18 protein-coding genes are annotated in these 25,423 nt (G+C 34.4%); 10 read left to right on the top strand and 8 right to left on the bottom strand.

All coding sequences use genetic code 11. The features are described 5' to 3' along the window. Positions 1-12: 12 nt before the first annotated feature. Positions 13-1,017, bottom strand: a complete 1,005-nt coding sequence (gene holA, locus ABD941_RS12135) for a DNA polymerase III subunit delta (RefSeq protein WP_345274408.1) — start codon at positions 1,015-1,017, stop codon at positions 13-15. A gap of 118 nt (positions 1,018-1,135) precedes the next feature. Here holA and ABD941_RS12130 point away from each other — a divergent pair, with 118 nt between their 5' ends. The 3 genes from ABD941_RS12130 (at position 1,136) to ABD941_RS12120 (ending at position 3,602) form a co-directional block, all read left to right on the top strand. Next, positions 1,136-1,588 (top strand): type I restriction enzyme HsdR N-terminal domain-containing protein, encoded by a 453-nt coding sequence (locus ABD941_RS12130; protein WP_345274407.1) that lies wholly within the window; start codon positions 1,136-1,138, stop codon positions 1,586-1,588. A 91-nt stretch (positions 1,589-1,679) separates the two neighbouring features. Then, positions 1,680-2,669, top strand: coding sequence for a glycosyltransferase family 2 protein (locus tag ABD941_RS12125; protein ID WP_345274406.1), 990 nt, complete (start codon positions 1,680-1,682; stop codon positions 2,667-2,669). Between the two features lie 93 nt (positions 2,670-2,762). Next, positions 2,763-3,602: an OmpA/MotB family protein gene (locus tag ABD941_RS12120; RefSeq protein WP_345274405.1), complete on the top strand. Its 840-nt coding sequence runs from the start codon at positions 2,763-2,765 to the stop codon at positions 3,600-3,602. Positions 3,603-3,777: 175 nt separating this feature from the next. Here ABD941_RS12120 and ABD941_RS12115 read toward each other — a convergent pair whose 3' ends face one another. The 4 genes from ABD941_RS12115 to ABD941_RS12100 all read right to left on the bottom strand — a co-directional run bounded on the left by ABD941_RS12115 (position 3,778) and on the right by ABD941_RS12100 (position 7,479). Next, positions 3,778-4,065 carry a DUF819 family protein gene (locus tag ABD941_RS12115; RefSeq protein WP_345274404.1) on the bottom strand — a complete coding sequence of 96 codons (288 nt, stop codon included), beginning with the start codon at positions 4,063-4,065 and terminating at the stop codon, positions 3,778-3,780. Positions 4,066-4,103: 38 nt separating this feature from the next. Next, a complete protein-coding gene (locus ABD941_RS12110) occupies positions 4,104-4,379 on the bottom strand; it encodes a hypothetical protein (protein ID WP_345274403.1) in 276 nt (91 codons plus the stop codon). A 92-nt stretch (positions 4,380-4,471) separates the two neighbouring features. Further along, positions 4,472-5,092, bottom strand: coding sequence for an L-threonylcarbamoyladenylate synthase (locus ABD941_RS12105; protein ID WP_345274402.1), 621 nt, complete (start codon positions 5,090-5,092; stop codon positions 4,472-4,474). A 23-nt stretch (positions 5,093-5,115) separates the two neighbouring features. After that, a complete protein-coding gene (locus ABD941_RS12100) occupies positions 5,116-7,479 on the bottom strand; it encodes an ATP-dependent helicase (protein WP_345274401.1) in 2,364 nt (787 codons plus the stop codon). Positions 7,480-7,624: 145 nt separating this feature from the next. Between ABD941_RS12100 and ABD941_RS12095 the strand changes: the two genes are divergently transcribed. The 3 genes from ABD941_RS12095 to ABD941_RS12085 all read left to right on the top strand — a co-directional run bounded on the left by ABD941_RS12095 (position 7,625) and on the right by ABD941_RS12085 (position 11,108). Next, positions 7,625-8,896 (top strand): amidohydrolase, encoded by a 1,272-nt coding sequence (locus ABD941_RS12095; protein ID WP_345274400.1) that lies wholly within the window; start codon positions 7,625-7,627, stop codon positions 8,894-8,896. A gap of 1 nt (position 8,897) precedes the next feature. Continuing rightward, the gene (locus tag ABD941_RS12090) at positions 8,898-10,454 is read left to right on the top strand and encodes an FMN-binding glutamate synthase family protein (RefSeq protein ID WP_345274399.1); all 1,557 of its coding nucleotides are present in this window, start codon (positions 8,898-8,900) and stop codon (positions 10,452-10,454) included. 132 nt (positions 10,455-10,586) lie between these two features. Next, positions 10,587-11,108: a DUF7935 family protein gene (locus ABD941_RS12085; protein WP_345274398.1), complete on the top strand. Its 522-nt coding sequence runs from the start codon at positions 10,587-10,589 to the stop codon at positions 11,106-11,108. On the opposite strand, the gene ABD941_RS12080 is transcribed toward ABD941_RS12085, so the two are convergent. Beyond that, positions 11,100-12,020: a patatin-like phospholipase family protein gene (locus ABD941_RS12080; protein WP_345274397.1), complete on the bottom strand. Its 921-nt coding sequence runs from the start codon at positions 12,018-12,020 to the stop codon at positions 11,100-11,102. The two genes, ABD941_RS12085 and ABD941_RS12080, sit on opposite strands and share 9 nt — an antisense overlap. A 220-nt stretch (positions 12,021-12,240) precedes the next feature. On the opposite strand from ABD941_RS12080, the gene ABD941_RS12075 reads away from it, so the two are divergent. Both ABD941_RS12075 and ABD941_RS12070 read left to right on the top strand, forming a co-directional pair. Beyond that, positions 12,241-18,339: a PKD domain-containing protein gene (locus ABD941_RS12075; protein WP_345274396.1), complete on the top strand. Its 6,099-nt coding sequence runs from the start codon at positions 12,241-12,243 to the stop codon at positions 18,337-18,339. Positions 18,340-18,353: 14 nt separating this feature from the next. Continuing rightward, positions 18,354-19,349 carry a PorP/SprF family type IX secretion system membrane protein gene (locus tag ABD941_RS12070; RefSeq protein ID WP_345274395.1) on the top strand — a complete coding sequence of 332 codons (996 nt, stop codon included), beginning with the start codon at positions 18,354-18,356 and terminating at the stop codon, positions 19,347-19,349. Between the two features lie 43 nt (positions 19,350-19,392). On the opposite strand, the gene ABD941_RS12065 is transcribed toward ABD941_RS12070, so the two are convergent. Further along, positions 19,393-21,339: a M1 family metallopeptidase gene (locus ABD941_RS12065; RefSeq protein WP_345274394.1), complete on the bottom strand. Its 1,947-nt coding sequence runs from the start codon at positions 21,337-21,339 to the stop codon at positions 19,393-19,395. 108 nt (positions 21,340-21,447) lie between these two features. On the opposite strand from ABD941_RS12065, the gene recG reads away from it, so the two are divergent. Both recG and ABD941_RS12055 read left to right on the top strand, forming a co-directional pair. Continuing rightward, positions 21,448-23,550, top strand: a complete 2,103-nt coding sequence (gene recG / locus ABD941_RS12060; RefSeq protein ID WP_345274393.1) for an ATP-dependent DNA helicase RecG — start codon at positions 21,448-21,450, stop codon at positions 23,548-23,550. A 57-nt stretch (positions 23,551-23,607) separates the two neighbouring features. Continuing rightward, on the top strand, positions 23,608-24,189 hold the full coding sequence (locus ABD941_RS12055) for a MiaE family protein (RefSeq protein WP_345274392.1): 582 nt from the start codon (positions 23,608-23,610) through the stop codon (positions 24,187-24,189). 63 nt (positions 24,190-24,252) lie between these two features. On the opposite strand, the gene ABD941_RS12050 is transcribed toward ABD941_RS12055, so the two are convergent. Beyond that, on the bottom strand, positions 24,253-25,347 hold the full coding sequence (locus ABD941_RS12050; RefSeq protein ID WP_345274391.1) for a DUF2911 domain-containing protein: 1,095 nt from the start codon (positions 25,345-25,347) through the stop codon (positions 24,253-24,255). Between the last annotated feature and the right edge of the window lie 76 nt (positions 25,348-25,423).

Below are 25,423 nucleotides of genomic sequence, written 5' to 3'. Positions count from 1 at the left end.
AATACATGAAAATTAGCTTAAAATTCTAACCAATAATTCCCTTAACAAATCGCCTTGTGGTATAGCATTTGAACCAACACCCTTGCTTTTTACATCAAACTCCCTCAAAGTAGAAACAATACTACTAACTTTGCGCATGGGGTAAAAACGTGCGGCTGTTATATATTCATTAACAAAATATGGGTTTATCTTTAATGCGGAAGCAACACTTCTTGGCGATTTTTCTTTTAATCCATGAAAATGAAGTAATTGCGAGAAAAAATTAAATAACAGTGATACGGTAACAACCATAGGGTTATCCTTAGGATTTTCTGCAAAATAATTAACGATACGATGCGCTTTAATAATATCCTTCTCTCCTATGGCTTTCCGTAATTCAAAATTATTATAGTCTTTGCTAATACCTATATTTTCTTCTATATGATCAGGAGAAATTTGGGTGCCTTCTGGTAAAATAATCTGAAGCTTTTCCAATTCATTATTTATTTTACTTAAATCTGTCCCTAAAAATTCCACAAGCATTTGCGCTGCTTTTGGCGAAATGGTATATTTTTTGGGAGATAATACACGACGAATCCAATCTGATACTTGGTTTTCATAAAGCTTTTTACTTTCATAAACTACACCTGTCTTTTTTAATGTTTTATAAAGTGTCTTACGTTTATCAAGTTTTTTGTACTTATAATTAACAACCAAAACAGTTGTGGGTTGAGGCTGTTCGGCATATTTAGCCAATTTTTCAATAGTACGGGATAAATCCTGGGCCTCTTTAACAATAACCACCTGATACTCTGCCATCATAGGGTACCGTTTGGCATTACCAACAATATCTTCAACGGATACATCGCGTCCATACAACACCATTTGGTTAAATCCACGCTCCTCTTCAGCTAAAACAGTAGTCTCAATAAAATCTGAAATCTTATCAATATAATAAGGTTCTTCTCCCATTAAAAAATAAATCGGTTTTAAATTACCGTTCTTTACATCTGTAACTAGTTGTTTTACTTCATCCAAATTGTCTTAACATTTTTAAGTTAAAAGTCCCAAATTCCTAGTGAATAATTAAATTTGGAATTTAGAAATTGTGATTTATCATTTTGTGGCTTAACTTTGAAAAATAAACATATGCAGTGTGCAAGAACTTAATTTTCCAAAGTATTCCTTTAGATTCAAAAATAGCGAAAATAAAGTTTCTATTTTCGATAGTATTCGTAAAAAATTTGTGGTTTTTCAGCCCGAAGAATGGGTGCGTCAGCATTGTATTCAATATTTAATTGAAGAAAAAGGATACCCTAAGTCTTTAATTAATATTGAAAAAGAGCTGACTATCAATACATTAAAAAAAAGATACGATATTGTCGTTTTTAATCCAAACGGAAGTATTCATTTAATTGTAGAATGTAAAGCACCTAAAATTGACATTAAACAAGATACTTTTGATCAAATTGCTCGTTATAATTTAGAGTTAAACGCCACCTATTTAATGGTTACTAACGGATTAAATCATTATTATTGCCAAATGGATTTTGAAAATGAAAGATATCGGTTTTTAAAGAACATTCCTGAATATAATAGTAAGCACTAAATCGTGTTCTGTTTATAATAGTAATGCAAAAGTACGTGAAAGATAACTAATAAATGTATACCATTAAGCCAACTAGCATATAAACACAAACTTGAAAATAGCCATTGTCATATTAAATTGGAACGGAAAAAAACTATTAGAACAGTTTTTACCATCGGTTGTAGAACATTCAAAAGAAGCTACTATTTATGTAGCAGATAATGCTTCTACAGATGATTCTGTTTCATTTGTAAAAATGGCTTACCCGTTTATAAACATTATTCAAAATAAAGAAAACGGTGGCTATGCGAAAGGCTATAATGATGCTTTACAACATATAGAAGCGGATATTTTTTGTCTTTTAAATAGTGATGTTGAAGTTACCGAAAATTGGCTCACTCCTATTATTAAGGCTTTTAAAGAGGATCCGAACACGGCTATTATTCAGCCCAAATTATTGGATTACAAAAAGAAAGATTACTTTGAATATGCTGGGGCTGCGGGAGGTTTTATCGACAAATATGGCTACCCCTATTGTAGAGGCAGAATTTTTAATACTCTAGAAAAAGACTTAGGACAATATAACGGTACTGCAGAAATATTTTGGGCATCGGGTGCTTGCTTTTTTATTACAAATAAAACCTTTAAAGAACTAAACGGTTTTGACGAACACTTTTTTGCACATTTAGAAGAAATAGACTTATGCTGGCGCACTAAAAATTTAGGTTATTCCGTTAAGTATGTTGGTCACTCAAAAGTTTACCATGTAGGTGGGGCAACTTTACAGGCATCTAATCCAAAAAAAACATTTCTGAATTTTAGAAATAGCCTGTTCGCACTTACCAAAAACGCAAAGGGCTTTTTACCAAAGCTTATTTTTATACGACTGATATTAGATGGTATTGCTGGAATAAAATTTTTATTAGAATTTAGGCCCAAACATACCTTTGCTATATTAAAGGCTCATTTTAGTTTTTACTATTATCTAAACCGAGTATTAAGGCAAAGAAAATCCATAAAAAATAAAATAAAATACTACCAAAGAACATCCATAGTGTTCGATTATTTCGTAATTAAAAAAAAGAACTATAAAAGTTTATAACTCGTTAGTAAAAGTTTTGTTAAAATGTTGAAAACGACCGATTTTTATATACTTTTGTGAAAATTAATACAAAAAGTTAATCCTTAAATAATTATGAAAAAAGTTTTATTACTTAGTGTATCTGTCATGTTATTATTAAGTTCATGTGTAACAAAAAAACAATTTACAGATCTTCAAGCAAAACAAAAAGAAACTCAAGATTTACTTAACTCTGCAACTGTAAAATTAAATACTTGTTTAGAAGACAGAGCTTCCTCATCAGCTAGAGCAAAAGCGCTAGAAGAGCAAGTCGCAGATTTACGTAAAAGTAATGACAACTTAACTGTGCTATCTGCTAAAGGTGCAAGTAATGTTGAAAAAACCTTAGAAAGCATTAAAGAAAAAGAGCTTAAAATTACACGTCTACAAGACGCCCTTACTCAAAAGGATAGCGTTACTTTAGCATTAGTAACAAGCTTAAAACGCGAAGTCGGTATTAATGACCCAGATATTGAAGTAAATGTTGAAAAAGGCGTGGTGTTTATTTCTATTGCAGATAAGTTATTATTCCAAAGCGGCAGCTACAATGTCACTACAAAAGCTAAGGATGTATTAGCTAAAGTAGCCAAAGTTGTAAATAGCAAACCAGATTTTGAATGCATGGTAGAAGGTCATACAGATAGCCAATCATACCAAAAAGGTGTATTATTAGATAACTGGGATTTAAGCGTAAAACGTTCAACATCTATTATTAGAGTATTACAAGAACTTGGTGTTAATCCAGGCCAGTTAATTGCTGCAGGACGTAGTTCTTATGTACCATTAGTGGATAATGAAACTGCTGAGAATAGAGCAAAAAACAGACGTACACGTGTTGTTGTACTTCCAAAAATCGATCAGTTTTATGACATGATTGAAAAAGAAATGAAAAATCTTGCAGCCGGTGGTAACTAAGCAACTTTAAAAAAATAAACGAAGCTCAACTAAAAGGTTGGGCTTTTTTTATGGCGTTACAAAAGGGTCAAGATTGCTAACTAGGCTCAAAATTTGCAATATCCTTTTAGTATAACACTTTATTTATCAAAAAAATTAACTGACTTCGTTTAACGATCGATAAAGTTCATTGAAATCATTGTTCTTTCATGGCAAGTTGATTAGCACCTCCACCAATCCAGCTTCCTGCAACAGTAGATAATCTCTTCCATAATTCTGTTCCTTCAACTGCAATCAAAACATCTGGAGCTACATAATTAAAAAAGAGTATAGCTAAAGAGCCTCCAATCATCACACCAATTGTTGCCATTAAAAACATAATTAATGCTTTAGAACCTAATTTAAACACACCTTCTAAATCGATACTCATTGTTAAAAACACTAACGATACTGGTAATAAAAATCGAGAAGACACATAATACAATTTACTGCCTCCTAAAAATTTCGAGTATTCGAATGACTCTATATTGTTAGCAAAACATAATCTTTTAAAGTCTCTAAATTAGTTACACCGTCTAAATTCCCATAAAGTGATTTCAAATGATTTATGGTTGCCGAAACATCAATCCATTTGTCTGCAATTAAACCAACAGAACTTAGTATTGAGGGAATAAAATAACATAATAAAAGTGCAGGAACTATATTATAAAACTTATTAAAACGAGGCAAACTCGATGTATAAAATATTAACGCTAGTGTTATGCTCAAAACACCAAAAAACAATAGTGTCGTTAGCAAATAAGGGAATATCACTATTTATTTTAGCTAAATTCATAAAGCGTTGTTTAGTATAAGCCTATTATTAAATATAATTTCTATTTCAAAATAATTTAAAAAATCTCCAAATTCCCTTTACCTTCTCTAATAATAATAGGTTCATCTTCCGATAAATCAATAACTGTAGAAGGTTCATTATCTCCATAACCGCCATCAATTACCAAATCCACCAAATTACCCCATTTTTCCAATATAAGTTCTGGGTCTGTGGTGTATTCTATAACTTCATCTTCATCGTGTATAGAAGTCGATATAATAGGATTACCAAGTGCTCTTACAATATCTAAAGCAATTGCATTGTCTGGCACCCGAATACCAACTGTTTTCTTTTTTTTAAAAGGGTTTGGCAAAGATTTAGCTCCTGGCAGAATAAAGGTATATGGTCCGGGTAGTGCTCGTTTTAATATTTTAAAAACTGAAGTATCAATTTGTTTTACATAATCACTTAAATTACTAAGATCATGACAAACAAAAGAAAAGTTAGCTTTTTCTAATTTCACCTGCTTTATTTGTGCTACACGTTCTAAAGCTTTTATATTGGTAATATCGCAGCCTAAGCCATAAACCGTATCGGTAGGATAAATAATAATACCGCCACGCCTAAGAACAGCTACAGCTTTCTCAATCTGTTTTGGGTTAGGGTTTTCTTCGTAAATCTTAAAAAACTCTGCCATGATTCATCAAACTTCTAATTAATTTAACCAATAACTTCCAATTTAGCAAAACGCAATAATAGTTTTTTTATACCACCATGTTGAAAGTTTATTTCAGCTTTAACATCACCCCCTGTGCCTTCAATTTTCATAACCTCTCCCGTTCCAAAGCGTATATGCTTAACCATATTACCAACTGCCAATTTACTATCGAATAAATTCGTATCCCGATTGCTATCGGAACTACTAGTTTTTGCAACAGGTTTTAAGTTTTTTGGCGTTGTTACTTGGAACTTTTCTGGTTCTTTTCTTGTTGTACTTCCTTTTTTAAATACGGGTTGCTTTGCGGGTTTGTATCTAATTTTATTTGGGTTTACATGAGGTGTTTCTGGATCTCCAAAAATATCCGCACTTAACATCGGGTTAAATCGACGTTCTTCAATAGGGGTAACAATATCTAAATACTGTTCGTCTATTTCTTCAATAAAACGGCTAGGTTCAGAATCTACTAATTTACCCCAACGGTAACGCGATAAGGCATAAGTTAAATAGGCTTGCTTTTCGGCACGTGTTAATGCTACATAAAACAGACGTCGTTCCTCCTCTAGTTCGCTACGTGTATTCATACTCATAGCACTTGGGAATAAATCTTCTTCAAGTCCTACCACAAACACCGTTGGAAACTCCAACCCTTTTGCTAAATGTATAGTCATTAAAGCGACATGGTCCGCATCACCTTTATCAGCGTCTAAATCGGTTGCCAAAGCTACATCTTCTAAAAATTCAGCCAAAGATCCTGTGGTATCAGCAATTTCCTTTTGTCCTTCAACAAAATCCTTCATACCATTTAAAAGCTCTTCAATATTTTCCATTTTGGCAACCCCTTCTGGCGTACCATCTTTATTGAACTCTTTTATTATCCCTGTAGTTCTTGTAACATGCTCTGCCAATTCAAAAACATCAGCCGTTTGATTTAATACTTGAAAACTTTCAACTAACGTAACAAAGTTTTGAAGTTTGGTTTTGGTTCCTGAGTTAATCTTAACATCCGTTTTATCGATGTTTTTCATGACCTCAAAAATGGTTCGGTTATAACCATTTGCAGATACAATCAACTTATCTACTGTCGTTTGTCCGATGCCACGAGGCGGAAAATTAATAACACGTTTTAAGGCTTCTTCATCTGCAGGATTAATTATCAATCGCAAATAAGATAAAACATCTTTAATTTCTTTTCGCTGATAAAACGACAAGCCTCCATAAATTCTATACGGAATATCTCGTTTTCGTAAGGCATCTTCTATGGAACGCGATTGCGCATTGGTTCTGTACAAAATAGCAAAATCACTGTTATTTAACTGATCTTGCATTTTATTCTCCCAAATGGTACTCGCTACAAAACGCCCTTCATCACCATCTGTTAATGACCGATTTACTTTTATTTTTGCGCCTTCATCATTAGCAGTCCAAACTATTTTATCAAGTTTTGTCTGGTTTTTATCTATGATTGAATTCGCTGCATTTACTATGTTTTTTGTGGAACGGTAATTTTGCTCTAATCGAAATACTTTTACATCATCATAATCCTTCTGAAAATTCAAGATATTATTGATGTTAGCACCACGAAACGCATAAATACTTTGCGCATCATCACCTACGACACATATATTTTGAAATTTATCGGACAAGGCTCTAACAATTAAGTATTGCGAATGATTGGTATCTTGATACTCATCAACCAATATGTATTTAAAACGATTCTGATACTTAGCCAAAACCTCAGGAAAACGTGTTAATAACTCATTAGTTTTTAACAGTAAGTCATCAAAATCCATAGCACCTGCTTTAAAGCAGCGTTCTACATATGCTTTATAAATATCCCCCATACGAGGTCGTCTGGCCATGGCATCAGCCTCCTTAAGTTCTGGGTTTTGAAAATAGGCACGCACGGTAATCAAACTATTCTTATAAGATGAAATTCTAGAACGTACTTGTTTGTATTTATAAATATCTTTGTCTAGTTGTAATTCTTTGATAATAGAAGCAATCAATCTATCAGAATCTTGAGTGTCATAAATCGTAAAATTACTTGGATAACCCAACCTATCTGCTTCAATCCGTAAAATTTTAGCAAACACGGAGTGAAACGTTCCCATCCACAAATTCTTAGCTTCACTTGCACCAACAATACTAGCAATACGGCCCTTCATTTCTCGGGCGGCCTTATTCGTAAAGGTTAGCGACAAGATATTAAATGGATCAATACCCTTACTCATCATATAAGCAATACGATAGGTAAGCACACGCGTTTTTCCAGAACCTGCTCCAGCAATAACAATCATTGGTCCATCAATTTGAATTGTTGGCTCTAATTGGGCGTCATTTAATTGGCTTAAATACTTTTCCAAATCATCTTCAATTTTATCACGTGAAAATAACCATTGTTATCCTTTTATTTAAGCGTAATTATTAATAATTATAAACAATTAACACTTGTGCTACGCTTTAGTAAATTTTGAATATCTTTAATGTTGAAAAAATTTTACCTTTCTTATGAAGCACCTCATATGTCTATTGTCTTTCTTCGGAATAATCAATATCTACGGACAGAATAATTTAGAAAAACAGTTTATTGATGTAGAATCCAAGGTCATTGAATGGCGCCAACATTTTCATCAAAATCCAGAATTATCAAATAGAGAATTTAAAACAGCCAATACCATTGCAGAACATCTAGAAGCTTTAGGTTTAGAAGTTAGCACAGGTATAGCGCACACAGGAGTCGTTGGCCTATTGAAAGGGAACTCTTCAGGAAAAACCATTGCTTTAAGAGCAGATATTGATGCGCTACCCGTTACCGAACGCAATGATTTATCATATAAATCGACTATTGAAACCGAATTCTTGGGCACTAAAACTGGTGTTGCCCATGCTTGTGGGCACGATGCACATACTGCTATTTTAATGGGTGTTGCAGAAATTCTTTCAAAAAACAAAGACCAGATTAAAGGTACGGTAAAGTTCATTTTTCAACCTGCGGAAGAAGGACCACCTCCTGGTGAAGAAGGTGGCTCCAAATTAATGATAAAAGAGGGCGTTTTAGAAAACCCTAAAGTGGACGCTATTTTTGGGTTACACATCAGATCTGGTGTAGATGTTGGTCAGATTCATTATAAACCAGGTGGTGCTATGGCTGCTGTAGAGCGTTTTACTATTAATGTAAAAGGCAAACAAACCCATGGTTCTGAACCTTGGTTAGGTGTTGACCCAATTCTTATTTCAGCAAAAATTATAGATGGTTTACAAACCATTATCAGTCGGGAATCCGAACTCATTAATGAAGCTGCGGTTATTAGTGTTGGTAAGATTACTAGCGGTGTTCGATTTAATATTATTCCTGAAAGCGCCGAACTTATTGGAACGCTTAGAACTTTAGACCCTAAAATGAAAACCCATATTATGAAACGCATGAAAGCAATGACCGAAACCATTGCTAAAGCTTATGGTGGCGAAGCTTCTATTGTATTTGAAAATTTCACGGCCGTTACTTACAACAATCATAATTTAGTTTCGCAAATGTTACCATCATTAAAGCAGGTTGCTGGACAAAACAATGTTCTACAAATAAAAGCAGAAACTATTGGGGAAGATTTTTCATATTATCAAGAAAAAATCCCAGGTTTTTATTTTTATTTAGGTGGAAAACCAAAAAATACAACCAACCCTCCACTCCATCATACACCTGACTTTTTAATTGATGAAAGTGGATTAATTTTAGGTGTAAAAGCATTTACACAAATAACTTTTGATTTTTTAAACAATTAAAATGGACGTACTATTAGATTTTTTATCAAACATAGCTTGGTGGGGTTGGGTTTTAATTGTTCTCGCAATTGTAGCCATACGCGATATATTTTTTCAGAAGTCACATACCATTAGCCACAACTACCCTATTGTTGGGCACCTACGTTACTGGTTAGAAAGCATTGGTCCAGAAATGCGTCAATATTTCGTGGCAAACAACAGGGAAGAATTACCTTTTAATCGAATAGAACGCGGTTGGATTTACGCTTCTGCAAAAAAAGAAAATAATTATGAAGGTTTTGGTACAGATAGAGATATTTATGCCCATCAACACATTTTTATCAATAATGCTATGATGCCTTATAAAGTAACCGAAAACCATCCTAACAAAATAGACAAAACCTTTTTGCCTTGTGCCAAAATTATGGGTGAATTCAATAAACGAAAAAGACCATTTCGTCCAGCATCGGTTATAAATGTATCTGCCATGAGCTTTGGTTCGCTTTCTGCAAAAGCAATAGAATCCTTAAACAAAGGTATTAAAATCGTTGGTGCTTACCACAATACAGGAGAAGGCGGTTTATCTCCATACCACAGCAACGGCGGCGACGTAGTATTTCATTTTGGAACGGGCTATTTTGGAGTTCGTACTGAAGACGGCGGGTTTTCTATGGAAAAAATGATACAATTGGTTAAAGACAATCCATTTATAAGAGCTATAGAAATTAAGTTATCCCAAGGTGCTAAACCAGGTAAAGGCGGTGTCTTACCAGGAGCTAAAATCACAAAAGAAATTGCAAATATTAGAGGTGTTGAGGTTGGTAAAGATGTCCTTTCGCCCCCAAACCATAAAGCATTTTCCAATGTACCAGAAATGGTCGATTTTATTGAAAATATAGCAGAAGCTACTGGTTTACCGGTAGGCATTAAAGCTGCTATTGGTAAATTAGACCAATGGCAAGAACTTGCTAACATGATGCTTAAAACCGGAAAAGGCCCTGATTTTATTACCGTTGATGGTGGCGAGGGTGGCACAGGTGCAGCTCCACCAAGTTTTGCTGACCATATGTCTTTACCTTGGGTTTATGGTTTTAGCGATCTATATCGTCTTTTTAAAAACAAAGGCCTGTCTGAACGTATTGTATTTATAGGAAGCGGCAAACTTGGATTTCCTGCCAAAGCTGCTATGGCATTTGCTATGGGTGCAGATTGTATAAATGTAGCTAGAGAAGCCATGATGAGTATTGGTTGCATCCAGGCTCAGGTATGTCATACAAACCGTTGCCCTAGTGGCGTAGCCACACAAAGCAAATGGTTACAAAATGGGATTGACCCAACTTTAAAATCTGAACGCTTAGCTCAATATTTTAAAACCTTTAGAAAAGAGTTTATTGAAATCACGCATGCTGCAGGACACGAACATCCTTGTCAATTTAAAATGGATGATATTGAAATAAATGTAGGAGACTACAACTTATCTAAAGAATTAAGCAGAACATATAGGTATGAGAAAACTACCGTTCCATTTAACGGTATGCAAACATTAAAGGATTGTATATATTTGGGAGGGAGTTATTAGTTTTCAGTTACTGTCGCTTTAAAAACTAGTTGCACAGAGATTCACTTGAAAAATAATCTCCTATTATACTATCCAATAATTTCTTGTAGAATAAACTTAAACCCATTAAGTTTGTAACTAAAACTATACCTTATGGAAATTAGTAGAATTATAGACCTTTTTTTATTTACCATTCCTTCATTAATCACTGGAATTATTGCTTATTATTTTTTTAGAGAGCACACAAAAAACGAAGATGGTCGTAGACGTTTTCTGCTTAAAAAAGACTTGCAAGTAAATGCCATGCCATTACGTCTTCAAGCTTACGAACGTATGGCTATTTTTCTGGAACGAATTTCACCATCTAAACTACTTGTAAGAACAACTCCAACATCTTCAAATAAAGAAGATTATGAATCTTTACTTATACAAAACATCGAACAGGAATTTGAGCATAATTTATCGCAACAAATATATATAAGTGACAAATGCTGGAGCATTATAACTACAGCAAAAAACGCTACTATTCAACTTATAAGAAAGGCTAGTATGCTTGAAAAAACAGATACAGCAAATAAATTAAGGGAAGTGGTTTTAACAGAAATGATGGAACGTCGTTCACCTAGTGATGCAGCATTATCTTTTATAAAAGATGAACTTTCAGATTTATGGTAAATTATCCAAACGCAACTCATTAGAACGGGCATACTCACACTTTTTCTTAGCATAATAATAGCCTTGTTGCCACCAAGAGGTCATTAATTTTTTATTAAATATTAATGAGTTTTCAGTAAGCTTAGCAGGTGTGTAATACAAATTAAGCTTAACGTCTTTATTTTTTGCCGCCAGCTTACCTATTAAAATATCACTACGTTCTACTTGATCTAATAAGTGCCCAAATAAACTAATCATTAACGAAAAAGGATTCTTACCAAGAACTTTGTTGTATTGCATACTTTCTGACTCCAAAATAATAGCGTCGATTTCTTTTGCGCCTCGCAAAATAGCTTCTCGAATTGGAACGACACAACCAAAAGCTCCATCAGCATATTCAAATCCATTTTTTTTGACCAATGACATAAAGGGAATATAATTACAAGAAATCCATATCCAATCACAAAATTCATCATAACTAAAATCTCTTATAGATTTATATTCTACGATGTTTTTAGATAAATTGGAAACCGTAACCACGACATCATCTTTGGTTTCACGTATTAATTTGAATTCATCATAAGTAAAATTCTTTTTTAAATAACGTCGCAGCGCTTTACTTTCTCCAAAAGTTCGTTTCATTTTAATAAACTGCCATAATGAGTTTAAAAAATCTATAGATACAAATTCCCTATTACCCTTTTTACGAAGTACAAAAGGGTTTACGCTAAAGATATTGCTTTGATTTACATTAGTAAATACTTTATGGATTTTATCAATTTTTCCAGCTGCAAGATGAGGTATTAATAAACTTCCGGTAGATGTTCCTAAAAACATATCATAATCCCTACCTTCTTCTTTAATTAAATATTCAGCAACACCCCCTGCATATGCACCTTTACTGCCTCCTCCTGATATTACCAATGCTCTCATTTAAGTTTTCTTATGTCTTTTAAAGTCTCCAGATAAAGATATTATTTTCTTCTGAAAATCATTTAAAATATTAAAAAACTATCCAAAATGATTTATATCGAAAAATTACATACCTAATAATGGGGATATATTCATAAAAATGATATTAATTCTATTAAAATAATGTTTCATTAAAAAAGAATATTTATTTTAGTGTTTGCTATTAATATATTTTTTCTACATGAAAAAGAATCTTTTTCTTACATTCGTCTCTTTTTTTATAATAACCCTATCTGTTTTTGCTTTAAATAACATTGGTTTTACACATAAAGAAAAAATCATTTCCACTACAGATAACTCAATTGCAGATGATTCACTTCCGCCAGCTGCATCAATTTCTGGTTCAACTGAAGTCTGCAGAAATGACACCCCTTTTCCTCAAATAACCTTTACAGGTTCTGGAGGAAATGAACCTTACACCTTTACATATACTATAAATGGTGGGGCAAATCAAACCATAAGTACAATTGGGACAAATGATTCTGTAAGCATAAATGTTAACACTAATACTGTAGACACTTTTATCTACCAACTTATTTCTGTTACAGACAGCACCAATGACACAACAAATACAAGCGATACTGCAACTGTTGTTGTTAGTGAACCTACTGTAGATTTTACATTTAATAATGCTGGTGCATGTGCTGGAACTTCTGTAAATTTCACTTCAAATGTTACAGGAAATGGACCGTTTACATATAGCTGGACTTTTACAGACGATGGCAGTACAAGCACAGCCAATAATCCAACCCATATCTTTACATCTGTAGGTTGCGGTACTGAAAACGTAAACGTAACGCTTACTGTTACCGACACTAACGGTTGTAGTAATTCCATAACCAAACCTGTTCTTGTTCAAGAAAAACCAAACTTATCATTTATTGACACAGATAATCAGTTTAACCCATTCAACAACTGTGGAAACAATACTACAGACCCTTCCTATACTATTAATGTTGGCATAGATAATGTTTCTTCTGCTTGTATAAACTCTTATAATATAGATTGGGGAGATGGTAGCACCATTGAAACCAATGCTACCTTTCCAGCCACACATACATATACACAATTAGGATCTTTTAATATGAGAATAACTGGTATAGGAGCTAATTGCGACAATACGGTTACTTATTTAATAAAAAACTCAAGTAACCCGACTGGCGCTATTGTTAACCCTGGAAATACCGTAAATTTATGTACGCCTATTTCTCCTATTGAATTTGCTATTGGCTCTTGGGCCACTAACCCACCCGATACCAATTATTTTGTCGACTTTGGAGATACTGTTACCGAAACCTATACGCAAGCACAATTAGAAGCATCCGTTTATTTTAATGCTTCGGACCCTGCAAATTCACAAGATTTTCCTATTCCACATACATACACCGAATCTAGCTGCCCAAATAGCTACACCGTTTTTTTAGCTATTACAACATCTTGCGGACAGACCAATTTAACAGCTGGCCCTATTGTTATTTTAAGAAAACCTGAAGTAGATTTTGATGATCCACCTATTAGTTGTGTTAATACTCCAGTTCAATTTGTTAACACATCAATGAACGGATACAGTAACGACTGTAGTGTTAATGATGGTTATTTTTGGGATTTTGGAGACGGAACAACATCTACTCAAAGAGACCCAAGCCATATATACACCAATCCCGGAACCTATACGGTTTCGCTATATGCTGAAAACTCTTGTGGCGTTACCAATACCATAACTAAAACCATATGTATTGAACCAGCACTAATAGCAGCATTTAACTTAAACACAAACAATGGCTGTTCGCCGCTTGCTGTTGAAACAACGAATAATACAGATTTAAGCGAAAGTTGCGGAAACGACACATACCTATGGGAGGTTACTTATAGTTCTGACTTTTGTGGTACAGCACCTGAAAACTGGAGTTTTACAAATGGTACAGATGAAAACTCGGCTTCGCCTTCCTTAAGTTTTATTACAGCTGGCACATATACACTAACTTTAACAACAACAAATTCTTGTGGAAGTGATTCAATTTCTGATACCATAGAAGTAAAAAGACCTCCAACTACAAGTATTAATCCTGTTTCTGATTTTTGTGGAATGGCATCTATAGACCCCATTGCTACGGTCAATACATGTGCCCCAAACTCAGAAACCCCAACATATACTTGGAATTTTCCTGGTGGAACACCCGCAACTGCAAACACTTTAAATCCTGGCACTATAGTTTATGCCACTCCTGGGAATTACCAAATAACATTTAGTGTAACGAATAACTGTGGAACAACTACAGATACTGAAGACTTTGCAGTAAACCCCATTCCAACAATTACGAACACCAATCTAACGCAAACTATTTGTTCTGGGACAGACACTTCAGAAATCACTTTAACCTCAGATATTACAAACACAACATATACATGGACAACTACAGCTCCAGTTGGAGTCACTGGATTTATAGCTTCTGGAAACACAGATATTATTCCTGTTCAAACTATTTTTAACTCAAATACCATTTCTCAAGATATTTTATATACTATTACACCATCAGTTGGTGGTTGCGATGGCAGTTCAGTAACCTTAGTTATAACTGTGGATCCTGCTCCAGAATTCACCAGCCAACCTTTACCTGAAACCGTTTGTTTAAATGGGCCACTAAACACATTATCTGTTACCGTAAACGGCCCAGGTACGCCAACCTATCAATGGTATAGTAACCCAATAAATTCAAATACTGGCGGCACTTTAATTACCGGAGAGATCTCTTCAACTTACACCCCTCCAAATAGCTCTGTGGGTATTACTTATTATTATTGTGTTGCATCATTTACATCTGGAGCTGGTTGTAATGAGATTACTTCTAATACGGCAAGAATAGAAATCGTTGATGGCATTCAAATAGACACCAACCCTATACCAACACAAAGTATTTGTAATGGTGGCGATATTGCTTCCGCGCTTTCTGTAACACATTCTGGGGGTACGGGCACAATAAGCTACCAATGGTATAACAATACTACCAATTCTAATACTGGAGGAACAATTATAGCTGGAGCAAATAATATCAACTATACCCCTCCTACTTTTAACGTTTCTGGCAACTATTATTATTATCTAATCATTTCACTTACTGGAAGTGGTTGTAGTGACACAACAAGTGAAGTCGCTGAAGTAATTGTTGTAGACGACCCTATTATAACTACACAACCTATAACCACCCAAACACTCTGCCAAGGTATTACACCACAAGATTTAGAGGTAACAGTTAGTGGCGGATTAGGTAATATATACAACTACCAATGGTACAGTAATACCACAAACTCAAATTCTGGCGGAACATTAATCTCTGGAGCAACAAACAGTATATTCACACCACCAACCACAACCGTTGGAACATTATATTATTACGCTATTATCACCCAACCAGGTGCGGGTTGTAGTGTGGTTAGCAACACATCGGAAGTCAATGTAAATCCTGCTCCAATTTTTACGACACAACCTATTTCAGATACCTATTGTTTAGGCGATGCATTAAATCAGCTTTCCATTTCTTACGCAAACGGCGTAGGCACACCAACCTATCAATGGTATTCTAATACTGTAAACGATTCAACAACGGGAATGGCCATTACTGGTGAAACTGACACCTCTTATAATCCACCTTCAGGAACAGTCGGCACTATGTATTATTACGCTATTATTACTTTTTCCTCAGGTGGCTGTACTCAGATCACTTCTAATATTGCAGAAATCACAATCAATCAAACACCAAGTATCAATCCAAAAACAGATATTATTTGTAGCGGTAATGCGTTTACTATTGCACCAGATAATTCTGGAGGCGACATTGCTCCTGTTGGAACAACTTACACATGGACCAATCCTGTCATCAATCCCTTAGGCACTGTAACTGGTGCTTTAAATGAAAGTACTCCTCAAAATAACATCAGCCAAACCTTGGTAAACAATACCACAAATCCTTCAACTGTAACCTACACAGTTACACCAACTTCTGGTATTTGTATTGGTAATGATTTTCAAGTTACCATAACAGTTAATCCATCAATTAGTATTAGCGACAATCTTATAAACAGCGACTGTTATTTATCAAATACTGGTTCAATTGACATATCGATAGCTGGTGGCGTACCATTTACAACAGGAAATCCATACCAGATTTCTTGGACCGGCCCTAATGGCTTTACTAGCTCAAATGAGGATATTAGTAATTTAGAACCTGGCAACTACACCTTAATCATTAATGATCTTGGCGGTTGTCCATTCACAAGAAACTTTACAATTACCGAGCCTAATGAATTGATTTTTAGTACCATCGATTTCGATCCTGAAACCATTTCTTGTTTCGGAGCAAATGACGGCACCATTGGCCTCGAAATATTTGGAGGAACAACACCATACACTTATAATTGGACAAGAAATGGAATGGCCTTTGCAACTAACGAAGATTTAACAAACCTTGGTCCTGGCAATTATGAAATAACCGTAACTGATGCTAATAACTGCACTCCTATTGTTCAAAATTTCTCAATAATCGAACCTGCAGAATTGAATGCTAACCTTACAAATCAAGTCAATATTATTTGCTTTGGGGATGCTACAGGCGAAATTAATGTTAATGTTTCCGGTGGGCGATTAATTGAGGTTAGCGCTGGAACCTTTGATTATGCTTACTCCTGGATAGGACCCAATGGATTTACCAGCAATCTTCAAAATCTAACAGGGTTATTTGCTGGCACCTACAACCTAACGGTAACCGATAAATCCAATTGTACAGATACCTTAGAAGTTATTTTAATTCAAACCGATGAAATTATTATAGATTATACTGCAACAGAAATTGAATGTTATGGTGATAACGATGCCTCTATAACTATTAACAATATATCTGGAGGGAATCCGCCTTACACCATTGCTTGGAGTAATTTAGGATCCGGAATGGCACAAACAAATTTATCTGCAGGGACTTATATTATTACTATAACAGACAATACCAATTGCATAAAACAAGCCAATATAGTTATTGATGAAGCTCCAATTTTCAGCATAACACCAGACGTAAATAATGTGTCTTGTTTTGGAGAAAGTGATGCACGAATTGTATTAAATCTCATTGGTGGCATAGCCCCCGTAACACTCGCTTGGGATGATGATGCTACTGCAGGCATTGAACGCAATAACATTGGACCAGGCACCTATACCGTAACCATTACGGATGGCACGCCTTGTATTATCACTGAAACTTTTACAATTACCGAACCTGATGAACTAGCACTTTCAGCTAATACAACAGATGCTCTAGATTGTAATGATTCCAATAGCGGAGCCATTAATTTAATTGTTACAGGAGGCACACTACCTTTAACATATTCGTGGTCAAATGGAGCAACTACAGAAGATTTAAACAACATTCCTCCAGGAAACTATTCTGTTACCATAAATGATGCTAATAATTGTCAAATTTCTGGAGATTGGCCTATCAATAGGTTTACCCCTCTAGAAGTCAATGTAGATACAGTTACCGATTTTGATTGTGACACCAAAACAGTTGACCAATCTTTTGTTGCTCAAGTATCTGGAGGCGTGCCTCCTTACACTATAAATTGGTCTAGTGGAGTAGTTAGTGGGACAAATGGCGAAACAATGAACACAAACCAAAACGGTTTGGTTATTATTGATGTTTCTGATAGCTTAGGTTGCACAACCAATTTTTCATACAATGTAGAAATTCCTGTTTTAGGTGATGCAGATTTCACAGTAACATCAAATGCATTCAGTACATTCGGGTTTTATTCTATACAAGATCCTATTCAGTTTACAAATACTGCTATTGGTGATTATATTTCAGTGTCTTGGGATTTTGGAGATGGTAATTTTTCAGCAGAAGAAAACCCAGCTCATATATATATTAACGAAGGCAATTACACCGTAATACAAACCGTAACCTACCCATTTGGATGTGTTTACACTAAACAGATTATTCTAAATGTCGAAAAAGGTTATAGTATTGTAATGCCAAACGCCTTTACTCCAAATGGAGATACCATGAATGCTTATTTTGTTCCAGAATCAATTGCATTAAGCGATATCACACTCAACATTTATGACACTTGGGGCAGTATGATTTATTCTGAAAAAGGAGACAATATAAAAGGTTGGGATGGCAAAATAAACGACGCAGAAGCCGAAAATGGAAATTATTATTTCACGCTTGAAGCCAAAACATTTTATGGAGCTACCATTACTAGAAAAGGGGCATTTGTATCAATTAAATAAAGTAACTACAAAAGATGAAATTTAAAATAGCGACCCTAATCCTTATAAGTTACTTTTCAATAAAAGTACATGCTCAAGATCCCATTTTTTCTCAATACTTTTTAGTTCCTGAAACTTTAAACCCAGGATTTTCTGGTTTTGAAGACGCTTCGTATTTTGGTTTAATTCATAGAACACAATGGCCTAGCCTGGATTTAAGAGTAGATACCGAATACGCTTTTTATAATTCTTGGATTGAAGATGTAGGTGGTATTGGTTTTAGCATTTTAAACCAACATGAAAACAATACCAACTACAACCATTTACAAGGCAACATAAACTTTGCTTACCATGTAAGATTGGCTAACGATTGGTATTTCAGACCCGCTGTTGAAGTTGGTTTTGGGGCAAAATCCTTTAACTTTGGAAACTTAGTTTTATCTGATCAAATTAATATTAATTCCGGAACCATAAATCCAAGTTCATCCGATCCATTCGCTATTAATGCTAATAGAAAGATAAACTTTTTTGATTTTACAGCTGGTTTTGTTTTCGATAAAAAAAACACCAGAAATGACACCGATTTATGGCTGGGTGCTTCAATAAAACACTTAAACAAGCCCAATATTTCATTTGTTGAAAATGGCAATGTACCGTTAGATATTTTTTATTCATTACATGCCAATTACAAATTCCCGTATTTTGATTATAATGACATGATTATTTCTGCAAACTACATGCAACAAGGCGAATACAATCGATTAGATATTGGCGCGACCATAAAGCTAGAAAAATTAATGCTAGGCGCTATGGCTGTTACTAATCCTGCGAAAAACAATTCAAATAGCCATTTACTAACTTCAATAAATGCCTTTGTAGGTCTAGAATTTGAACAATTACGTTTTGGATTTTCTTATGATGTAAACACGACAGATATTGGCAGAACCGATGGTGTTTACGAACTTTCAATCACCTATTTAGCAGGTTGTTTAATTTGTAGAAACCCTGCTAATCTGGAACGACGAAAGTAATCACAGCAAAACCCCGAATGCTCTCGACCAAACAATAACATTACTAATCTTTAAGCATCCTTTTAGCAAACTTTGAAAACTGCCAATTATGATGCTTGGTTACCTGTTTTAAACGCTCTTTGCATAACATGTTACAAGCTTGTATTTCATTTAAATATTGAAACGCATTTTGTCTAATTTCAAAACCATATTTCGGACTTGTATAATTAATCAATTCATTAAAAAATTGCTTTTTGTTTTCTAGTTGATAATCTTCCGTAATTAAAGCTAGTGTCAACCAAAGCATTCGAATATTTTTATCATTAAACCCTTGAATATCTTTTGTTTTGTTTAAATATTTATTTCGCTCTTTAGGAAAGCTTTTCCATAAATTAAATAAGGCAACTTCAATAGTTAAATATGATTTGTCATCCAAAAGTGATTCGTAATCTGTTTTTAATTTTACAGGAACTTTTGGCAAAGATTGAGCAATGGCTTGACGAACTTTTAAATGGTTTTTAAAATCCTCCTTTTTTATATGATTAGGAATTTGCGAAACGATTTTTCTTTTAGCTTTCTTAGAAATTCCGGATAACAAATATTTCTTACACTTGGATGTATACACCTCACAGTCAACCATTAAATACTCTTGAATAAAAGTTGACTTAGCCAAACTATCCAAAGCTGCATCATAATCAAATTTTTTATTGAGAAGCCACGTTTTTACAAAGCCACTTAAATCCTTTTCACTGGCAATTTCTAATTCTTTTATAAAATCATTGGTTTCTACATTTTTAAATTTGTGGGTTTCTAAATATGTTTTAACAGCAGTTTTAAAAGCCTTGTTTCCTACTTTTTCTCTTAACATATGCAACGCCCAAGCCCCTTTTTTATAAAATGTCGTACTACTTGATTTTGGGTCTAATAATGACGTGCTGCCTCCTGCTCTATCTTGATCTAACAATTCCTGAGCGTATTCGTATAATCGCCAATAGTAATAATCATAACCAAACACGCTACGTTCAGCCAATAATGCGTAATAGGTTGCAAAACCTTCTTGTAACCAATGATGTGTTCCTGAAGTTTCAGTAATTAAATTACCAAACCATTGATGCGCTAATTCATGGGCATTAACATTCACATAATTTTTATCTACAAAAGCAATAGAATCCACTACAAAAGCATCCGAAAAAATAGTAGTACCAGTATTCTCCATACCTGCATATAAAAAATCTTTTACAGGGACTTGCTTATAATTTTGCCACGGATATGAGACGCCTATTTCGTTTTCCAAAAAGTCAAACATCTGTTTGGTATATCGATAGGTCGGCTCAACTTTTAATGAATCTTCTGGATAATAATACATCTCTAAAGAAATACCGCTTTTGGAATACTCTGTTTTTTTATGGTATTTACCAATAGCTAATGCCAATAAGTAACTTGACATAGGCTTTTGCATATCGTAATGCCAGGTTGTTGTAGTTTCGTTAATTTGTTTATCTGCTAGATAACCATTAGCAATGACTTCATAATCTTTGTCGAAAGTGACTGATAAATCAAATTCAATTTTATCGTTCATATCATCAATACTTGGCAGCCAATTGCTAGTGTATTTACCCTGACCTTGTGTCCAGACTTGCCTGTTTCCATCTTGATAATCCCAATCTATGAAATACATAGCTTTTTTAGGGTTAGTTACAAAACCAATATCTACTTGATATGTTTTTCCTTTTTCAAAATTAGCTCTAATAACAATTTGCTTACCATTATAATCATGATAAATTTTCTCGCTAAAAAGAGCTTCTAAATGAATAAAATTGTTAGCATCAATAAAAATCGAATCGATATCCTTTAATATTTCAAATTCGTAAATTACAGTCCCTTTTATTTCTTTTCCAAAAGGCATGATTTTCAAATCTGCTTTAGCTGTTTTAAAATCAACATATTCCGTTTGTTGTGCAAATACAAAAGAAGAAATACATAGAAATAAAAGAAGCATTAAGTTTTTCATATTTAAAATCTAACAAGTATTAGACCAAATTACCACTTTAATAAGAATCTTAAAAGTTCCAACATGATAAGATTCACCTTTTCGTGAGAATTAATTAAATTCGCTTTTATGTCTGTCAACCTTCAAACCCCTATAGATTACTTAAAAGGCGTTGGTCCAAATCGTGCCGATTTACTACGCAAGGAGCTGGGCATTCATACCTATCAAGATTTAATTAACTTATTTCCAAACAGGTATATAGATAGAACGCAATATTACAAAATCAATCAATTGCAACGTAATAACGCCGATGTACAAGTTGTTGGAAAAATCACTGGGTTTAAAGAGGTTGCCCAAAAACGAGGAAAACGATTGGTAGCAACGTTTCAAGACGACACAGGCACCATGGAATTGGTTTGGTTTCGTGGACAAAAATGGATTAGAGAAAACTTAAAGCTAAACAAACCTTATGTTGCTTTTGGAAAAACCAATTGGTTTAATAGAAAATTCAATATGGCGCATCCAGAATTGGAACCGCAAGAAGAACATGAAAAAAACCTACGTTCTGCCATGCAAGCCATATACCCTTCTACAGAAAAACTATCGAATAAAGGCATTTCAAATCGTGTGATTAGCAAAATCATGCAACAATTATTTTTGGAAACCAATGGAAAGTTTGCGGAAACTTTACCAGATGGTTTACGTTCTGAATTAAAATTAATTAACAAGCAATCTGCTCTTTTTAATGTGCATTTTCCAAAAACCCAAGAACTACTTTCCCGTGCTCAATTTCGACTAAAATTTGAAGAGTTATTTTATATTCAATTGCAATTAATCATTAAAAATCTAATCCATAAATCCAAGATAAAAGGCTTCCCTTTCGAACATGTTGGCAACTATTTTAATTCCTTTTTCAAAGATCATTTACCTTTTGAATTGACTCGAGCACAGAAACGTGTTTTAAAAGAAATTCGTGCTGATTTGGGAAGTAATGCTCAAATGAATCGCCTTTTACAAGGTGATGTAGGTTCAGGAAAGACCATTGTAGCTTTTATGGCAATGTTAATAGCACTTGACAATGGTTTTCAAGCCTGCTTAATGGCCCCAACTGAAATTTTGTCAGTCCAACACTTTAATGGATTGCAAGAGTTTTGTAACAAGTTAAATATCAGCATTTCACTATTAAAAGGTTCAACTAAAACTTCAAAAAGACGAATTATACATGAATCATTAGAAAATGGCGAATTACAGATACTTATTGGCACACATGCATTACTTGAAGACAAAGTAAAATTCAAGAATTTAGGACTTGCCATCATTGATGAACAACACCGATTTGGGGTTGCACAGCGAAGTAAATTATGGCGTAAAAACACATCTCCCCCACATATTTTGGTAATGACTGCAACACCAATTCCACGAACTTTAGCTATGTCTGTTTATGGTGATTTAGACATCTCCATAATTGATGAATTACCACCTGGTAGGAAGTCTATAAAAACAGTTCATCGTTATGATAAAAACAGGCTCAATGTTTTCAAGTTTATTCGTGATGAAATTGACAAAGGACGACAGATATATATTGTCTACCCTTTAATTCAAGAAAGCGAAAAAATGGATTATAAAGATTTGATGGACGGCTATGAAAGTATCGCTAGAGACTTCCCTATGCCCGACTATCAAATATCAATTGTGCATGGTAAAATGAAACCTGCAGATAAAGACTATGAAATGCAACGGTTTATAAAAGGCGAAACACAAATTATGGTAGCCACTACCGTTATTGAAGTTGGTGTTAATGTACCTAATGCTTCGGTAATGATTATTGAAAGCGCCGAACGTTTTGGGCTATCGCAATTACACCAACTCAGAGGCCGAGTTGGTCGTGGTGCAGAACAGAGTTACTGTATCTTAATGACGAGTCACAAATTGAGTAGCGATAGTAAAACACGTTTAGAGACTATGGTAAGAACCAACGATGGCTTTGAAATCGCCGAAGTCGATTTACGCTTACGTGGACCAGGAGACATCATGGGAACACAACAAAGCGGTGTTTTAAACTTAAAAATCGCAGATATTATTAAGGATAGTCATATTTTACAGCTCGCCAGACACCACGCTAAAAGCACTCTAAAAATAGACCCCACACTCTCTCTTCCTGAAAATAATGTCATTTTAAACACTTATAAACAACTTGGTAAGTATAAAAATATTTGGAATTATATCTCTTGAATACTGAAGACCGAATACTAAATACTAAAATAGCTACATTTGCTAAAAACAAAGAATATGCTTGGTTTAAAATTAGCAACAGATCCACGTTGGATAAACATTGTAGAGTCAAATATTGAAGAAATTTTAACAGACCATGCTTGGTGCGAGCAAAAAGCCGCAACCAATGCCATAACCATAATCACCCTAAACTCGGAACATGAGGATTTAGTTACCGACCTACTCCTTTTAGCTCAAGAAGAATTGGAACATTTTCAAATGGTCCACGATATTATTAAAAAACGTGGTTATAAATTAGGTCGAGAACGCAAAGACAGCTATGTTAATGAGCTTTATAAATTCATGAACAAAGGTGGAAACAGATTACAAAGCATGGTGGACAGACTATTGTTTTCTGCCATGATAGAAGCAAGAAGCTGTGAACGCTTTAAATTACTCTCAAAAAAAATAAGCGATCCAGAATTATCAAAATTCTATCATGACTTAATGATTAGTGAAGCTGGGCATTATACCACATTTATAGGTTTTGCACGCAAATATGGAAAAGACATTGATGTTGATAAACGCTGGCAAGAGCTTATAGATTTTGAAGCTGAAGTGATTAAAAACTATGGTAAATCCGAAACTATTCATGGATAAAAAAGCCCAACCAAATTAATGATTGAGCTTTTAATAACTGTTGTAATTTGATTGATGATTTTTTTATGAAGCCTCTAACTCAGCTAAAAGTTTTTCTGAATTTGCCTTAACATTAGCAGGCGGATTAAGTGATAACGATTTTTTTAAATACTTAATAGCATTCTTCTTATCGCCCATAGTTTTATAACATTCACCTAAACTATCATAGGAATTAGCGTCTGTTGGGTTATTTGCTATGTTTAACTTAAAATATTTAAGTGCTCTATCGTAATCCTTGGCTCCTAACATTTGATACCCCAAAGTATTCAATTGGTTTTTATTGGCCATACCAGCGGCTTCATCCATGAGCTTGGCATAGTCTTGAGTTTTACCAAGCTTATTAAGAATCTGTCCTTTTATGGCTAGATTGTTAAATGTTTTCTGACTATAAAAATTTCCTGCAATAGCACCATCAATCCAACCTAAAGCCTCTTTTAAGTCGCCGCCATTATTTAAAGAAAAACGAGCCATATTCTCCCAGTTCTGTCTAATAAAACCTGTATTGCCAATCGATTTATCTCTAAAATCATTTAAAACAATATCGGTAACATCGAATTCAACTTTAAAAGGAATTTCTTTTTTCTCCCAAAACAATGAAGCCGTTGTTGCTTTAGGCTGCACATTAGTAAACTCATAAGTCAATAACTCTTTATGCGCAGCCGTTTTAGTCACCACATCGGCACGTAGAACATCATGAGAAGCATCATAATAAAAACTTCCCCAAGCATTAGCATCATGAGATAAAATAATGGTCGCGTTGTTTTCATCTTTAACTTCAATATGTAAACCATAAGTCCCCGCTTTAATAGGATTTCCTTCTAGTTTAGCATTATGAGAAAATGTAATGGTGGTATTTTCGTTAGCTCCAGCGCGCCAAGGTGCTTCAGTAGCCGTTCCAAAACCAAGATTGTTCATCCCATAAGGCACCAATTTTCCCCATACTTCACGACCATTTACACTTGGTCTTGAATAGGTTATTGAAACATCAGAAATACCAACCCTTTGGGATACAGTAGCTTGTTGACTTCCGCGTGGCAGGTTTAATTGTGCAAATGCGCTAAAACTTAAACTAAGTAAAAGACACATAAATAATGTTGTAAGGTTGTTGTTCGTTTTCATATTTTAAAATGATTTATTGATTGAGTTTTCAAGGTATGTAGAAATCGCGACCACAGATGTTAGGGTTTTGTTAAAC

The organism is Flaviramulus aquimarinus, from assembly GCF_039543205.1.
GTDB lineage: Bacteria > Bacteroidota > Bacteroidia > Flavobacteriales > Flavobacteriaceae > Flaviramulus_B > Flaviramulus_B aquimarinus.
The sequence above is the reverse complement of the archived record's forward strand: the minus strand, read 5'-3'. Positions and strand labels throughout refer to the sequence as shown.

What these genes read in the sequence shown, in the direction of transcription:
- ABD941_RS12080 (WP_345274397.1), bottom strand. Translation starts at nt 12,020, where the DNA reads ATGAGAGCATTGGTAATATCAGGAGGAGGCAGTAAAGGTGCATATGCA.
- ABD941_RS12120 (WP_345274405.1), top strand. Translation starts at nt 2,763, where the DNA reads ATGAAAAAAGTTTTATTACTTAGTGTATCTGTCATGTTATTATTAAGT.
- ABD941_RS12090 (WP_345274399.1), top strand. Translation starts at nt 8,898, where the DNA reads ATGGACGTACTATTAGATTTTTTATCAAACATAGCTTGGTGGGGTTGG.
- ABD941_RS12075 (WP_345274396.1), top strand. Translation starts at nt 12,241, where the DNA reads ATGAAAAAGAATCTTTTTCTTACATTCGTCTCTTTTTTTATAATAACC.
- ABD941_RS12055 (WP_345274392.1), top strand. Translation starts at nt 23,608, where the DNA reads ATGCTTGGTTTAAAATTAGCAACAGATCCACGTTGGATAAACATTGTA.
- recG (WP_345274393.1), top strand. Translation starts at nt 21,448, where the DNA reads ATGTCTGTCAACCTTCAAACCCCTATAGATTACTTAAAAGGCGTTGGT.
- ABD941_RS12070 (WP_345274395.1), top strand. Translation starts at nt 18,354, where the DNA reads ATGAAATTTAAAATAGCGACCCTAATCCTTATAAGTTACTTTTCAATA.
- ABD941_RS12050 (WP_345274391.1), bottom strand. Translation starts at nt 25,347, where the DNA reads ATGAAAACGAACAACAACCTTACAACATTATTTATGTGTCTTTTACTT.
- ABD941_RS12085 (WP_345274398.1), top strand. Translation starts at nt 10,587, where the DNA reads ATGGAAATTAGTAGAATTATAGACCTTTTTTTATTTACCATTCCTTCA.
- ABD941_RS12065 (WP_345274394.1), bottom strand. Translation starts at nt 21,339, where the DNA reads ATGAAAAACTTAATGCTTCTTTTATTTCTATGTATTTCTTCTTTTGTA.
- ABD941_RS12105 (WP_345274402.1), bottom strand. Translation starts at nt 5,092, where the DNA reads ATGGCAGAGTTTTTTAAGATTTACGAAGAAAACCCTAACCCAAAACAG.
- ABD941_RS12095 (WP_345274400.1), top strand. Translation starts at nt 7,625, where the DNA reads ATGAAGCACCTCATATGTCTATTGTCTTTCTTCGGAATAATCAATATC.